The following is a 15,322-nucleotide window of genomic DNA, read 5'->3' as shown; positions in this document are numbered from 1 at the left end:
ACTTAATTCCTATAAAATTAGTAATTATTTCTATTTCGAAAGATTTTAACTTTGTATTTAAATATTTTTAGCGCTATAATGATAAACGAATTTTTATTGAAAGGAGTTTCACTTTGACTGCATATTTATTTCCAGTAAAAACAGCATTTATTTTATTTCCCTTTTTAGCAATGTTTCTTTTAATCCCTTTTCTAATATTTAATTATCGAAAATACGGTTATTTAAATAAATGGCGCTCATTTATTTTATACTCATTATTACTTTACTTATTAAATGCCTATTTTCTTGTTATTTTGCCGTTGCCACAAACGTTTGATACTTGTAGCCTACAATCGGCTAATACACAACACATGCAACTCTCACCATTTTATTTCATACAAGAGATTAGTAGTCATACATCGGCAGTTTTAACGAAACCGGCTACTTATTTCTACTTATTAAAAGAGTCTGCTTTTTTACAAGTTGCATTTAATGTCCTATTAACTGTTCCATTCGGTATTTACTTACGTTATTATTTCCGACGTAGTTTCTTACAAACAATTTGCATTTCCTTTTTCTTTTCACTATTTTTCGAGCTAACACAAGTGACTGGATTATACGGTATATACAATTGTGCATACCGATTATTCGATATCGATGATTTGTTTTTAAATACATTAGGTGGCGTAATTGGTTTTATCATTGCACCAATATTTACGTACTTCCTTCCGAAGACAAACGAGTTAGATAGTCATATTGATTTAGAAACGAAACCAGTCGGATTTATTCGTCGCCTTATCGCGATGCAAATTGATTGGATCTTCTTATCTATCGTTGTACCTGTCGTTAAAAACAAAGGAAATTCTTTCTTCGTTTCTAATATGCAATCTTACACCAATATGTATGAACTCATTTTCATTACGTGTTCAATCCTTATTTATTTTATTGTTTTTCCATACTTTACGAATGGAAAAACAATTGGGAAAGCATTGCTTCGCATTCATTTGAAAGGAAAATCAGATCGTATTACATTAAAAGAACTATTTATTCGCTACGGTATATTTTATTTTGCGTTAGGCGGAATCAATTATATTCTTTCTAGTAGCTCTATGTTAAATCATACAGAACCTTTAGTATTACTCGTTACATTGTTATTCCTATTTATCATTAACGGCCTATTCATTATTCATGTTTTACTGCATGTATTTAGCCGTGATAAACTACTATTTTATGAACATATTAGTCATACAAGAAATGCAATTACACTAAAAAAAGCTGACAAATAATTATTTGTCAGCTTTTTCATATACATAATGTGAAACTTTAATCAGCCCTTCCCAAACGGGCGGTTATCTCCCAGCGAATTTTGAGACGGGAGTGTTACTGCCCGTTAATGCGGGATAAATAACTTTTCTGCATAAGGATTAAAAAACATTCCAAGTTCATCTAGAGACTTCCTCGCCTGTAAAAACGAATGAAACTCTGGATATATATCTTGTAATTGCTCATACGATAATGTATGCATTTTCCCCCAATGCGGACGCCCTTCATACTTCAGAAAAATTTTTTCCACTTCGCCAAAGTAAGCAGCATATTTCATACCTTTATACATATGAACAGCGATATACGCTGAATCTCTTCCATAGGCTGGACTAAGCCAGATATCATCACCTTTCACATAGCGGCATTCGATCGGGAAGTGCACCTTATACTTTTTCTTTTCAATAAGATTTGAGATTTCTTCTACAACCGTCCTCATATACTTTGAAGGAATGCTATACTCCATTTCATAAAATGGTACCGTACGTGATGTAGCAAATACTTCATAGCTCGGGCCAATTATTTTTGTGTTTGGTACAGCCTTAGCTGATAATCGACTCACTCCTTTACTTATAGACGGAAACCATTTACACCCTTTAGATAGCAAAGAGAACATCCTATTTTCAAGTAACTCCACCTTTAGTTTATGCCATTTCAAATCACTGCCTTGATTCGTTGTTTCGTTCGTAAGTTTTACTTGTACTTCATCAGAATAAGGAAAAACGAAAAATTCAAAGTGACGATGCTTCTTATATTCTTCTAGTTTGTTCATTACAGTAGATAATGACTGTTTTTCACTTTCATAAACGAGTGAATACGCTGGAATAACCTTCAATTTTATCTTTACAATGATACCTAACATTCCAAGTGACAACTGAAACGCTCTCCAATATTCCACATTCACAGTTTCCGAACAAACTATACTCTCACCTGTAGATAAAACTGCGGTAATCTCTATAACTTGTGTTGATAAACTCCCAAAGGTAACACCCGTCCCATGAGTTCCCGTACTAATCGCTCCTGCAATAGATTGTGAATCAATATCCCCTAAATTTTCTTGCGCATAACCTTTTTCCTCAAGTAACTTTCCTAAATCATATAACTTTGTTCCTGCCCACACTTCAGCGACCATCTTCTCTTCATCAATATTCACAATGCCCTTCAATTCATCTAAAGAAACTAAAACTTCTTCGGTTTGCACAAGGGGTGTAAACGAGTGTCCTGAACCAACAACACGAATTTTCCGCCCCTTTTTTCGTGCAAGCCCCACTACTTCTACTACATCTTGTATACTTTCTGGATACATCGTATAATGCGGCGTTCCTTCTACATTCCCTGTCCAATTCCTCCACTTTTGCCCCTTTATAGAAAACATTGGCCATCCCCCCGATATGTTGAATACTCCCCAACAATCTCTCCTTTTTTAACACGATACAAAAAAGGAAAGCGCTCACATAATTCACCAGCCTTACTATGACGAAACAAAATGGACTCTCCTATATCCACTCGTTCCTCGCCGCTATAAAAAATTGGCGTTTGTACCTCGCCAGCACCTTCTAAAGCTAATAGTTTTGCACCCTTCGGTCTCCAAACTTCAGGCTCTTTATCTTTTCCAACTGCTCCTGAAGCAATATATCCACCACCTAGGCAAGTGTAAATAAACGGGACTGGTTTACGCACAACTGGTAAGGCAAATCCGACCGCTGGATGAAATTTCACCTCTTTATAATAATCAAACAGCTTCGGAGAATAAAAAGCAGAACCTATTGTAATCTCTGAAACTGAATTATCTTTCTCTGTTGTTTTTATGCTTCCTGTTCCCCCTCCATTTACAAACCTTAGCTCAATACCAAGGTTTTGTATTGCTTTTACAATATGTTCTCTTCTTTCTTTCACTTCTAACACTGATTTCTTCTTTAAATACGAAATCACTTTACTTTTCAGCCATTGATTCGGTATATGATCGCCCACCCCAGCAATTTGAGCTTCATAACCCATCACACCATCTAACATTAAATATGATGACCTTCTCACCTTTTCTACTACTTTCAACGCATCCTGCACATTTTTTACTGGGGATCTTTGTACACCAAAATGAAATTTTAAAAAACGACTACTCATATCAATATCCAAACAAACACGAAAACATCCTTTAGATTTCTCAGCAATTTTTTCTAAATACACAATATGCTCTTCACAATCCACCATACAAGTTATAATGAAACCTTTCTTTGTTAGCAAACTAATTTCATACAAAGCTCTTTCATCATAAGCAGGATATCCGAGCAATAAATCATTAAATCCTTGTTCTATTAAAAATAAAATCTCTCTAGGTGAAAAGCACATAATACCTTGAAATCGATCATTTGCAGCTAAAATCTTTTGCATAATCGGAACAGAACGTAACGATTTACTCGCTATACGAATCTTCTTATTTCCACTTAACTCTATAATCGATTGAATATTTCTATCTAAAGCCACTTCATCCAAAAATGCACACGGTAATGGAACTTCTTTAAAAATTCCTCGATCCACATTTTTCTCTCCTCTTCTCAATATGTCTTATACATATTGGAAAGAAAGTATGATTTTCCTGTTTGCAAATAAAAAAAGTTTCTTCTTTACGAAGAAACTTTTTGAAACTACTTCATAGAAATAGTCGCCTCTACTGGATAATGATCAGAGTAATCATTATACGTATATTTTTGGAACCACGATGTAACAGTCCATTGTGGAGATTTCGGCTGTAACACCTTATTCTCTATATACGATGGGTTCGCATGGTCTTTGCTTGCAATAATATAATCTAAATATTCGGCAGGACTATCAGGGAAATTATATTTTGCAATACTGTTTGTCGTTGCATCCCAAGTCGCTGTATGTCCAGTATAAGATGGTACAGAAGCGTTCAATGTTTTAAACATAGATGCATACTCTGAATCATTATTGTTCTCTGCATTTATCTTATTTACGTTCATATCACCACCAATTAACACATACTCATTATTTGGTATATTTTTATTTTTAATAAAATCTTGAATTTCTTTTAATTGGTCTGTACGTACAGATGCAGGTGAAGTTTTTCCGCACATACTATCTTCCGCTTGCAAATGCGTACCAATTACATGAACAAAGCGATCATTTTTCTTAATTTTCGTGTATACAAATCCTTTATTCGATAAATTATCTGGCCCGCATCCTTTTGCAAATACATATTGAATCTTTTCAGCGATTGGCCATTTGCTCACAATGGCAACGCCACCATCTTCAGGAGTTGAAGATGAATAGTTTCCTAACGTTTTATCCCATTCACTTCCACTACTACGACCTAATACTGCTGTTTGATTTGGATATTCTTTCTTTAAATTCCCTAATAAACGATCTGAAGCGCTATTATCAAACACTTCATTTAATATAACTACATCTTGATTCTTTATATAATCTGCCGCCCCGATTAAATCAGCACGCTCAGTTTGTCCCCAGTTCGGATATAAGTTTGTTGATAGCATATATACATTATGCGTCATCACTTTTAATGTATCATTTTGATTTGTAGATGCTTCTGCTTGAGCTGCCGTTCCGCTATATAAAGCTCCTAAACCAACACCTAAGCTAAGTACACCTTTTAGCAATTTACCTTTCACGTTTCATACCTCCATGTATTGTATAGTGATAAAAAGGCCAAATACTCTATTCTGAGATTTGACCTTTTTTAAATACTTAACGATTTCCGTACGTATCAAACCAAAGCTGAATATATCCAGCAGTAACACGTTGTGCATCCATTAAACGCTTACCTGTCATTGGTGTAACTTCAGCGCGCCATTTATCTGCATATTCTTGTGATACAGCAGCTCTCACGAACCAATCTTTCGTATTATCATTTACAATGCCAGCGTAATCTTGTTTCGCAACTACTGCCGCTCCATGAATCCAATCTTCTGGATTCGTACCTTTCCAGTTCCAATATCCATTTCCATCCGTTACTTTATAATTATCTTTTATCGTATCTACAAAGTTTTCATATTTAGAATGGAATCCCTGTGGATACGAAAGATTCGTAAAGTTTGCCGCATGCATTGGTTGGTTTACATCACCTAAATAATGAAGAGATAATCCTAAATAGAAGAATGCTTGTTTCATATCTTTATTTTTGTAAGACTCACCAGCTAATTTAAAATATTTAGCTCCAGTTTCCTTTGCCTGCTTTGCATACGGAATATAAGTTTTCCCATTGTCAGGGTCATAGAAATGTGAAGCAAATGTGCTATTATCATAATAAGGATTTTCATAGTCAGCAGCATAAATACCGTTCTCTAACTCAGTACGCCATTCATTTAATAGTGCAACTCGATCTTGTTTTACAAGTGTTGTATTACGAGACATAATATCAATTGCACGATTTACAATCCATAAATGAGAATTCACGCCTTCTTTATGTTTATCTTCAGCAGACCAGCGCGGAATAACTCCAAATCTCTGTCCCCCATCATTTTCATGAGCAAATGCAACACTTTGTAATGGAGCAACTAATGTAATAGCCGCTGCTAAAGCAAGTACTTTCTTTTTCATATAAAATCCTCCATTTTATAATTGAATTATTGTAAACATTTTGTTAGGATCCTATGATGTCGTCCGGTTAACCTATGACTAGAATATCCCACCTTTCACGAAATTTCTATCAATAAATTAAAATATGCAAATGTTCATATCATTATAACTTTATACACAGTGAATATAATGAATGAATACACTTTCATTTTAATAAACTATTATTAAGGCTTGTCTAAACTAATGTAAAAAAAGAGTAAAGCACCCACATGCTTTACTCTTTTTTTCTATTCGATAATATACTTGGCAATTGTACATTAACTGCTAACTTATGAATAAATCCAAACACTAATCCAATGCCAATAAAAATGTATAAGATTGTAAATATCTTTCCGAAATCAGTTTGCGGACTAAAATTCCCATCACCGACAGTCGTCAACGTGACCACACTAAAATATAAAGCGTCAATAGGACGTAATCCTTCAACTGTACTATAAAAAATCGTACCCGATATTAAAGTCAAAATTGTTAATATGAATAATACTTGAAATTCTTTATCTTTCCACGCTCGTAAACAAGCTCTTAACATTCGCTTTAAAGTTAACAAAAATGAAAGCATTAGATTCTCCCTTCCAAACAAAAATACATTTAGTCAAAGGAAAGTCTATCACCTTTCAGTATAGAAAAAAAGTAGCCCTCTTCTATTTCTAGAAAAGGGCTACTCTATTCGATTCTATCTTATTTAGGTGAAACAAGAATTTTCACTTGTGTTTTATCTTTTACAAGTGCTTCAAATCCTTCTTCAACAACTTGATCGACTGTAATTTTTTTCGTAATTAATTTCTCTGCTTGAATTTGACCAGAGCTAATTAATTTAATAACAGCTGGGAAGATGTGACGGTATCCTAAAATACCAATAACTTCTTTTTCTTTTAATACTAAGTTATTTGGAGTAATTGTTGCGTCTTTTTCCCATACACTAACAATTACAGTTTGTCCTTCGAAGCTTGTACTTTCAATCGCTTGGCGTAGTACAACTTCAACACCTGTTACTTCAAAGCTAACATTTACACCTAAACCATTTGTTAAGTTACGAATTTCAGCTAACACATCTTGAGTTGCTGGATTTAATACATAATCCGCACCTGCTAATTTCGCTAACTCTTGACGTTCTTTAGAAAGTTCAACTGCAATAACAGGAGTTGCTCCTGCTGCTTTAGCTGCTTGGATAACAAGAAGTCCAATTGGACCGCAACCAAATACCGCTACAGCTTCCCCTTCTTTTAATTTACTTTGACGTACTGCATGAACTGCTACTGCTGCTGGTTCTACAAGCGCACCTTGTTCATACGTCATTTCATCTGGAATGTGATGAACCATATCTTCTGGTACTACTGTATATTCAGAGAAACCGCCGCCTTCTCCGCCAAGACCGTGGAAAACAAGTTGTTCACAAACATTGTAATGTCCATGTTTACAAGCTTCACATTTACCACAAGAATAAATTGGCTCTACAACAACGCGGTCTCCCACTTTATGAGATGTAACTCCTTCACCAATCTCTATTACCTCACCACTAAACTCATGACCTAAAATAACAGGTGCTTTCACATGTGTTAATGGATGTTCTTCTGTTGGAATAAAAATAGGCCCTGCTAAATATTCATGCAAGTCTGTCCCACAAATACCACACCATTTAACTTTGATTTTCACTGTTCCTGGTTTTACTGTTGGTTCTGGTACTTCTTCTACTCGTACATCACGTTGATTATGCCAAAGTAGTGCTTTCATTTTATACATCCCTCTCTATGTATATACTTAACCTGGTGAAGTTTACAATTCTATTATAATACTTCTATCCATATATTTCAAAAAAACAATCACATTCCCACTAATTTTTTACAAATAACGTTCAATATTTTGTCACTTTGTACTTTTTTCCACATCTGTTAATTCAATTTCATTGCAGGTGAAATTAGCATTGTGCCATAATAGCATAGGAGAGGTGAATATCACTTGAAATATTTTATTTACTTTATCGTTATCGTGGCATTTTTAGATACATTTTCACAATTACCTATTATGAGTACTTTCGCTCAAAGCCTTGGAGGAACTCCTCTTATTATCGGGCTAGTTGTCGGTATGTACTCATTCGCTAATATGATTGGTAATATTATTGCTGGAGCCGCTGTCGATAAATTTGGTGCAAAAAAAATCCTTTATATAAGCATGGGAATTACGAGTTTCATAGTCTTGTTATACACCGTTGTTCAAAGTGGTGAACAACTATTAGTTGTGCGCTTTATGCATGGATTTAGTGATGGCTTTTTAATTCCTGCTGCCTTTACATTTTTATCAAAACAAACAAATGCAAAAAGACAAGGAAAAGCAATGGCTCTATCTGGTGCTGCTGTTGGAACAGCGGCAATCGTAGGACCTGCTTTCAGTGGTATTATGAAAGCAACAGCTGGCGTAGAATGGGTCTTCATTACTATTTCTATTTTAATGGCTCTTGGTACAATCGTATCTCTATTCTTCTTACCAAATAACGTATCAAGAAAAGATACATCAAGAACGCAAATGATGAACAAAGAAGATATGGTTGAACTGTTAAAATCAGAACCGTTATTACAAGCATATATTGGTGCTTTCACATTAATGTTTTCACAAGGAATTGTCACTTATATGTTACCAGTAAAAGTTGAGGCATTAGCGCTTAAAGCATCTACAACAGGCATGATGTTAAGTGTATTTGGTATTACTGCTATCCTCTTCTTCTTGCTTCCAACAAATCGTATTTACGATCGATTTAATCGTTCGAAACTAATGCTAATCGGAATTGCAGTTATGGCATTCGCACTATCTTTACTCGGATTATTTGCTACAAAAGGTATGCTCTTTATCGTAATGATGATTTATGGAATTGGATTCGCAATCCTCTTTCCGTCTATTAACGCTTTACTCGTTGAAAATACTACAGACGATAATCGCGGAAAGGCATTCGGATTATTTTATGCCTTCTTCTCATTAGGAGTTGTTGCTGGCTCCTTTACAGTCGGCGCAATCGGAGCATCACCTAGCATCAGCTTCATTATCGGGACAGCATTTTTATTAACATTTGCTGGGATGATTTATGTAAGAAGCAAAGTAAAAAAGACAATGATGGGATAATCCATCGTTGTCTTTTTTAAAATGCATATTGATATAATCCGTAATATAATGGAAGCGTTGGAATAATGCCAATTAATTTAAATATAAAAGGTAATGGCTCATCTCGCTCTTCATATAAACGAAAAACAAAAACTGCAGTTAAAGTCCAAATGACGCTAAACAAGAAGATACATTTCCAAACAATCGAGGTTAATATTTGTATATCAAATACAAAACCAAAGAGCCCTATCCACGTAATAATAGATACTACAAAGTCAAACTTTTGAATTGGTGTTTGAAACATACCCCTTACTAACGAAATAATAGCTAACATTGCTACAATAACTAAATATATTTTCCAAAGCATAATGATAATCTCCTATTCAATTCAACTTTTAACTTTCAGCAAACCATATTTAATAAACAATATAGCATTATATTTTTCATAGAAATAATACAATGGATAACAAAATAAAAAGAAAATAAGTACAGTTGGTACATTGTCTACAATAGAAAAATATTTTACTAGTAATTCCTTAATACTCTCTCCAATAATAATAAACAATGGAATTATACAAATCATCGCTAATATTAAACATGGCGTTACCCTTATTTCTTTCAACTTCACCTTACAATGTGGACACCTTAATGAAAAAGGATGCGGGAGATCAATAATATGCTGTACAGTAATATCCCCTTCACACTGTGGACATCCAATTACTTCTTTCATTTATCGCTTACTTCTTTCTATCTATAAAAAGAGCCCTATCGAATAGAACTCTTTTTGCCCAATATATTACTTTTGTGTATAACCAAATAACAATGTAAATAAATTGAGCCGTAAAGGCAATAATACATCTCTTCTTTTAAACAAAAAGTTTATAAATACTGACGATACTTCGACAATTTCCTCGGAAATATTTCCTTTCCTCACATAATTTGATACACTACACATGAATAAACACTTGTATTACATAAACTAAAATAATAACTTACTGTACAAATTAAAAAGCACACTCTTCATATGAAGAATGTGCTTTTATGTTATTAACGTTTAATCCAAACAGCGCCTGCCGATTTATCTTCTGCCTGTCCAACAACTTGGAATTTAAGTCCAAGGTTTGGAACTTTTCTTCCTGCATCTGCAATTTGCTTGTTACTATATACTTTTGAATCATCAAAAGTTGTAACACCTTGTAATCCAGAATAGTTAAACTGACCACGTGTTAATGAATTTACACTCCATGCTGGTGTTTTATCAAATGAAAATGCAGCATCTGCAATTTGCATGCCCGTATTACCGTATGCTGGTTTTCCGTTTAAATTACCAACTAGCGCTTCTGGATGAGAATCTACAACACCAAGGAATCCTTCACCTGGATGCACCCCAACCCAGTTATCTTTGAAACTATCATCTGCATACCAAACGACAAGACCTGTATTATACACTGGACCTTTTCCTGCTTTTAAACCATTATCTGATCCCGCATAGTTTCTCCACTCTAAGTAGTAATAATGAGCTTTCTTCTCTGTCCCATCAGAAACAACAAAACCATTTAAATTCATTTTAGACTGTCCTTCTGCATCATCAGAAAATACAACTTGTCCATCAACAGTTACATTTACATTGTCCATCGCAAAACCTTTATATGTTACAGCCGGATCTGTAATATAGTCTAATTGTAGTTTCACTTTTTTGCCTTTAAATTGACTTAAATCATATGATTTATCAATCCATTTCCCATCTGTTGTATCTTTATCTCCTTGGACTACTTTTTCTCCAAGTCTATCAATTAATGTTTTCGTTCCATCTTCTGTTACTGCATGTACTTCGACGAAATCGCACTCTGCTTCTAACTCATAATTTGCTTTATAATCGAATTTTGCATTTGTTCCTTTTGTTAAATCAAAGAATGGTGTCTCTAACGTTGTATGCATATCATCGCCTCTTGTACTATAATATGCATGCTTTCCAAACTCCGATTTAATCGTTTCAACACTTTTACCTGGTAAGTTAACACGTACAACGCCTGGACGATTTGATTTCGTAACACTTTGATCAATATAGGTAGGAACTCCCACACCACTCTTAATTTTATCGTAATCTACTTCTAATATTTTTGCCCAGTTGCCACCCATATTCTTTTGTAAGAAGTCTTTATTTTGTGGTGAAAAACTAGTCGGTTCTGTTCCTGCGATTTTCCCTGTCCAACTACCTCCACTCATTAATGACCAAGCTTCGACTGGTGAACCATTTCCAGTATATTTCGTGTCATATTCATCTGGTAATCCAAGATCATGTCCAAATTCATGTGCAAACACACCTACAGCTCCATCTTCTGGTTCAATTGTGTAATCATGTGCTGCTACTTTACCACCAAAGTAATCTACCTTTGATTTTGTACCTTCAATCGCTACTGGATCTACTGCTAATTTTGAACGATGTGACCAGATCGCATCATCACCTAATTTACCACCACCTGCTTCTTGACCAACACCAGCATGGATTACCATTAAATGATCAATTACACCGTCAGGTTCGTTTTGATTCCCATCCCCGTTTGTATCATATCTATCAAACTGATCAAACTGAGATAAATCTAGTCCTTTCTCAGCAGCTGCATGCAAAGCTTCTTTCACTAAATCACGTGCACCTTTCGGACCTTTATTATCGTGACCACTGCTACCATCAGCTCCATAATCAGATGCTTTTCCTGGAACTGTTAGCCACTCCGTTACATATCCGTCTGTCGTATAACTACCACCAGACTGCTCTTCATAGTATTGTTTAAACGTTTTTACTTTTGAACCATCAAATAATGTATACGGCTCCTTACCGAACAACATCTTTTGATAATGTTCTCTACTAAAGTCTTTCGAATACATATAACCTGGTGTTTGATCAATATTATTATGTTTATAATCACTAAATTCAACGAGTAGCACTAATACTTTATCCGATCGAACAGATCCTTTATATGGAGCTTGCTTTGCTTTTGAAGTTGGAACTTGCCCATTTAATTGCTTTTTATTTGGTTCTGGCTTTTGCTCAAGATTAATATTTTTTTCAGTCTTTTTTACATTTTCCTTTTCTTCCATCTTTTTCTCTTTTACTTTTTTTGTGAAATCAGACGTTTCTTGTGAGTGAGCATCTGGAAGAATTTCTTTGTTCGCCTGATCTCCTTGTTTCTTTTCAATATATTGCTCGACAGCCTTTTTCGTCTCTTCTTTAGAAGATGCTGGATTAATTGTTCCTCTTTCTTTCAAAGCTTCCGCTAAACGATCTTCTTGAATTAAATTGTAATCAATTGGCGTTGTAGACACATTCTCTTTCTCTTTTGCTGGCGTTTCTGCATATGCTAACGGCGCACTCATTACAGATGTGCATCCGATAATTGCCGCAATTGCTAAAGATGATAACACTTTAAATGGCGCTTTTCTTCTCATTCTATTTCTCTCCTTTTATAAAACTTAAAATTCAGATAAATCAGTGTATTTAAATCGAAATCCCTACTTTCTGCCCTCCCTATATAAAAAGGCATAATTCTATAAACGTTAAGCTTTCTGTTATAGAATCATGCCCCTCCAGTTTTCTGGTCAGAACCTCTACCTTTTTATGTCGAAATATGAAAAATAAAAAGTGATTTGATATATATTAAATAGCTTATATAACAAATTTAAAAGACAATATGCAAAATTGCATGAAAATTCTTTTAAATAAAAAAGAATCCTAGTCAATTAAACTAGGATTCTTGATTTTCTATTATTTCTCTTGTGTTTTTTCCCAATCAGCTAAGAATTTCTCAATTCCTTGATCTGTTAATGGGTGCTTCACTAATGAAGCAATTACGTTTGCTGGGATTGTTGCAATATGTGCACCGTTTAATGCTGCGTCAGTTACGTGAACGCTGTGACGTACAGATGCTGCAATGATTTCTGTTTCGATGCCATGAATTGCAAAGATTTCTGCGATTTGACGAATTAAATCCATACCGTTATGACCGATATCATCTAAACGACCTAAGAATGGTGAAACATATGTTGCACCAGCGCGAGCTGCAAGTAATGCTTGAACTGCTGAGAATACTAATGTAACGTTTGTACGAATTCCTAAATCTGAGAATGCTTTTACTGCTTTTAAACCTTCTGTTGTCATTGGAACTTTTACAACAACGTTTGGAGCAATCTTCGCTAATTCTTTTCCTTCTTCAATCATTTTATCAGCTTCTAAGCTAATTACTTCTGCACTTACAGGTCCTTCTATAAAGCTGCAAATTTCACGAATACGCTCATGGAAATCTACGCCTTCTTTTGCTACAAGTGATGGGTTTGTCGTTACTCCAGCTACTACGCCTAATGCATTTGCCTCTTTAATTTCGTTAATGTTTGCTGTATCAATAAAAAATTTCATTTGTTATTCTTCCTTCCTAATTTTCATTTTATATTTATTTATTTTTCTTAATAAGCTCTAATTCAATCGGAATAGATTTGTCCACTTTTTTACCTTGTGTTATCTCTTTTGCTGTTTGCATCGCCTTCTCTCCGATTAATTCCGGTTTTTGAGCGACTGTTGCAGCCATACGCCCATCGTTAACCGCTTTCACAGCATCTTCTGTTGCATCAAATCCAACAACTACTACATCTGTTTTTCCAGCAGACTTCAATGCTTCAAGTGCACCTAATGCCATCTCGTCGTTATGCGCAAACACGGCTTTAATATCACCATTTGCTTGCAAAATGTTTTCCATAACAGATAATCCTTTCGCTCTATCAAAATCAGCCGCTTGTTTGGCAACTACTTTTAAAGACTTATCGGCTACGTTATGGAATCCTTTCCCACGTTCACGAGCAGCAGACGATCCAGGGATTCCTTCTAACTCAGCAACGTTTGCTCCTTCGCCGACTAATTCACGAATGTAATCACTAGCCATTTGACCACCTTCGATATTATTAGATGCAATGTGAGAAACAACCTTACCTGAATTCGCAACGCGGTCTACTGTAATAACAGGAACATTTGCTGCATTTGCCGCACTTACTGCTGAAGCAACAGCATCTGAATCGGTCGGATTAATAACAACTACATCGACACCCTTTTGAATTAAATCTTCAACATCGTTCGTTTGCTTTGCTGCATCATTTTGTGCATCAACAGCAATCAATTCGATGCCGCTATCTTTCGCTTTCTTTTCTGCACCCTTTTTCAAAGTTACAAAGAAGGGATTATTTAAAGTTGAAACAGAGAATCCAACTTTAATAGTTTTATTTCGACCTTTATCGCTAGAATCCTTTGCCCATTCTGGTGGTTCCATTGAACAACCGGCAGTAATGACCATAATACATGCAACGAGTATAAGTAACCATTTCTTCATGAACTGTCCCTCCATTACGCTTCTTTTCGGCGATCAATTAATACAGCTAGTAAGATTACAAGTCCTTTTACAACTTGTTGGAAGAAAGAAGATACACCTAATAAATTTAAACCGTTATTTAGTACACCGATAATAAGTACACCGATGAACGTACCAACAATCCATCCTCTTCCCCCAGAAAGACTTGTTCCACCTAATACAACTGCTGCAATTGCATCTAATTCGTAAGAAGTACCTGCAGTCGGCTGTGCAGAATCTAGTCGTGATGTTAAGACAATACCTGCAAGCGCTGCCAAAATTCCGGAAAGACCGTAAATCATTACTTTAATTCTTGTAACATTAATACCTGATAGTGCTGCTGCTTCTTCATTTCCACCAATTGCAAATGTACAGCGACCAAATGTCGTTTTCTTCAAAATGAAGTACAGTACTGCGAAAGCGATCATCATTGTAACAGCTGGTACCGGAATACCAAGAAAATAACCGCGGCCAAACATTTGGAACATTAAATGATCACCAAGGCCAGTGATCGGACGTCCGTCCATATAAACAAGCGTCAACCCACGAAAAATAGTCATTGTTGCTAAAGTTGCAATAAATGGAGCTACTTTTCCTTTCGCAATGATGATACCGTTTATAATTCCCATTACAAGACCTGCTAATAGTCCAACTGCCATTGCAAGGAACGGATCCATGCCACTTGCCATCATTCCAGCAACAAGTGCACTTGATAATGCTAAAATAGAACCTACCGATAAGTCAATACCCCCTGTTAAAATTACGAAGGTCATTCCGAATGCAATAAGCGCATTAATCGATACTTGACGCAGTATATTAAATAAATTTGGAATTTCAATGAACGCTGGATTTAAAACTGTAATTACGACGATAATTAATACTAAACCGATTAAAGAACCGAGTTGTTGTAATACATTCCCCTTCTTAGCCAT

At 35.2% G+C, this 15,322-nt stretch carries 14 protein-coding genes; 2 read left to right on the top strand and 12 right to left on the bottom strand.

Features of this window, described 5'->3' with window-relative positions:
* The first annotated feature begins 113 nt into the window (after positions 1–113).
* On the top strand, positions 114–1,265 hold the full coding sequence (locus MHI26_RS03445) for a VanZ family protein (RefSeq protein WP_000128029.1): 1,152 nt from the start codon (positions 114–116) through the stop codon (positions 1,263–1,265).
* 104 nt (positions 1,266–1,369) lie between these two features.
* Here MHI26_RS03445 and MHI26_RS03440 read toward each other — a convergent pair whose 3' ends face one another.
* From MHI26_RS03440 to bdhA, 6 genes are all read right to left on the bottom strand, one after another.
* The gene (locus MHI26_RS03440) at positions 1,370–2,674 is read right to left on the bottom strand and encodes a D-arabinono-1,4-lactone oxidase (protein WP_061668130.1); all 1,305 of its coding nucleotides are present in this window, start codon (positions 2,672–2,674) and stop codon (positions 1,370–1,372) included.
* Positions 2,662–3,834: an amino acid deaminase/aldolase gene (locus MHI26_RS03435; protein WP_000373744.1), complete on the bottom strand. Its 1,173-nt coding sequence runs from the start codon at positions 3,832–3,834 to the stop codon at positions 2,662–2,664. The genes MHI26_RS03440 and MHI26_RS03435 overlap by 13 nt, the downstream gene beginning before the upstream one ends.
* Before the next feature lie 107 nt (positions 3,835–3,941).
* Positions 3,942–4,943, bottom strand: coding sequence for a sphingomyelinase C (sph, locus tag MHI26_RS03430; RefSeq protein ID WP_000676784.1), 1,002 nt, complete (start codon positions 4,941–4,943; stop codon positions 3,942–3,944).
* A 76-nt stretch (positions 4,944–5,019) separates the two neighbouring features.
* Positions 5,020–5,871: a phospholipase CerA gene (cerA, locus tag MHI26_RS03425; protein ID WP_000730997.1), complete on the bottom strand. Its 852-nt coding sequence runs from the start codon at positions 5,869–5,871 to the stop codon at positions 5,020–5,022.
* 253 nt (positions 5,872–6,124) lie between these two features.
* A complete protein-coding gene (locus tag MHI26_RS03420; RefSeq protein ID WP_000948207.1) occupies positions 6,125–6,469 on the bottom strand; it encodes a potassium channel family protein in 345 nt (114 codons plus the stop codon).
* A gap of 119 nt (positions 6,470–6,588) precedes the next feature.
* Positions 6,589–7,641 (bottom strand): (R,R)-butanediol dehydrogenase, encoded by a 1,053-nt coding sequence (gene bdhA / locus MHI26_RS03415; RefSeq protein ID WP_000645827.1) that lies wholly within the window; start codon positions 7,639–7,641, stop codon positions 6,589–6,591.
* A gap of 225 nt (positions 7,642–7,866) precedes the next feature.
* Here bdhA and MHI26_RS03410 point away from each other — a divergent pair, with 225 nt between their 5' ends.
* Complete coding sequence (locus MHI26_RS03410; RefSeq protein ID WP_000873271.1) at positions 7,867–9,021, top strand: MFS transporter; 1,155 nt, start codon at positions 7,867–7,869, stop codon at positions 9,019–9,021.
* A 16-nt stretch (positions 9,022–9,037) separates the two neighbouring features.
* Here MHI26_RS03410 and MHI26_RS03405 read toward each other — a convergent pair whose 3' ends face one another.
* The 6 genes from MHI26_RS03405 to MHI26_RS03380 form a co-directional block, all read right to left on the bottom strand.
* Positions 9,038–9,367, bottom strand: coding sequence for a hypothetical protein (locus MHI26_RS03405; RefSeq protein ID WP_000964465.1), 330 nt, complete (start codon positions 9,365–9,367; stop codon positions 9,038–9,040).
* A 21-nt stretch (positions 9,368–9,388) separates the two neighbouring features.
* A complete protein-coding gene (locus MHI26_RS03400) occupies positions 9,389–9,730 on the bottom strand; it encodes a hypothetical protein (RefSeq protein WP_000665760.1) in 342 nt (113 codons plus the stop codon).
* A gap of 317 nt (positions 9,731–10,047) precedes the next feature.
* A complete protein-coding gene (gene inhA2, locus MHI26_RS03395; RefSeq protein ID WP_061668129.1) occupies positions 10,048–12,447 on the bottom strand; it encodes a M6 family metalloprotease immune inhibitor InhA2 in 2,400 nt (799 codons plus the stop codon).
* 316 nt (positions 12,448–12,763) lie between these two features.
* Positions 12,764–13,411, bottom strand: a complete 648-nt coding sequence (fsa, locus tag MHI26_RS03390; RefSeq protein WP_000667666.1) for a fructose-6-phosphate aldolase — start codon at positions 13,409–13,411, stop codon at positions 12,764–12,766.
* Positions 13,412–13,445: 34 nt separating this feature from the next.
* The gene (gene rbsB / locus MHI26_RS03385) at positions 13,446–14,372 is read right to left on the bottom strand and encodes a ribose ABC transporter substrate-binding protein RbsB (RefSeq protein ID WP_000758975.1); all 927 of its coding nucleotides are present in this window, start codon (positions 14,370–14,372) and stop codon (positions 13,446–13,448) included.
* A gap of 14 nt (positions 14,373–14,386) precedes the next feature.
* A complete protein-coding gene (locus MHI26_RS03380; RefSeq protein WP_061668128.1) occupies positions 14,387–15,322 on the bottom strand; it encodes an ABC transporter permease subunit in 936 nt (311 codons plus the stop codon).

It is taken from the genome of Bacillus sp. FSL K6-1218 (assembly GCF_038006445.1).
GTDB lineage: Bacteria > Bacillota > Bacilli > Bacillales > Bacillaceae_G > Bacillus_A > Bacillus_A thuringiensis_S.
This window is presented reverse-complemented; position numbering and strand designations above follow the sequence as displayed.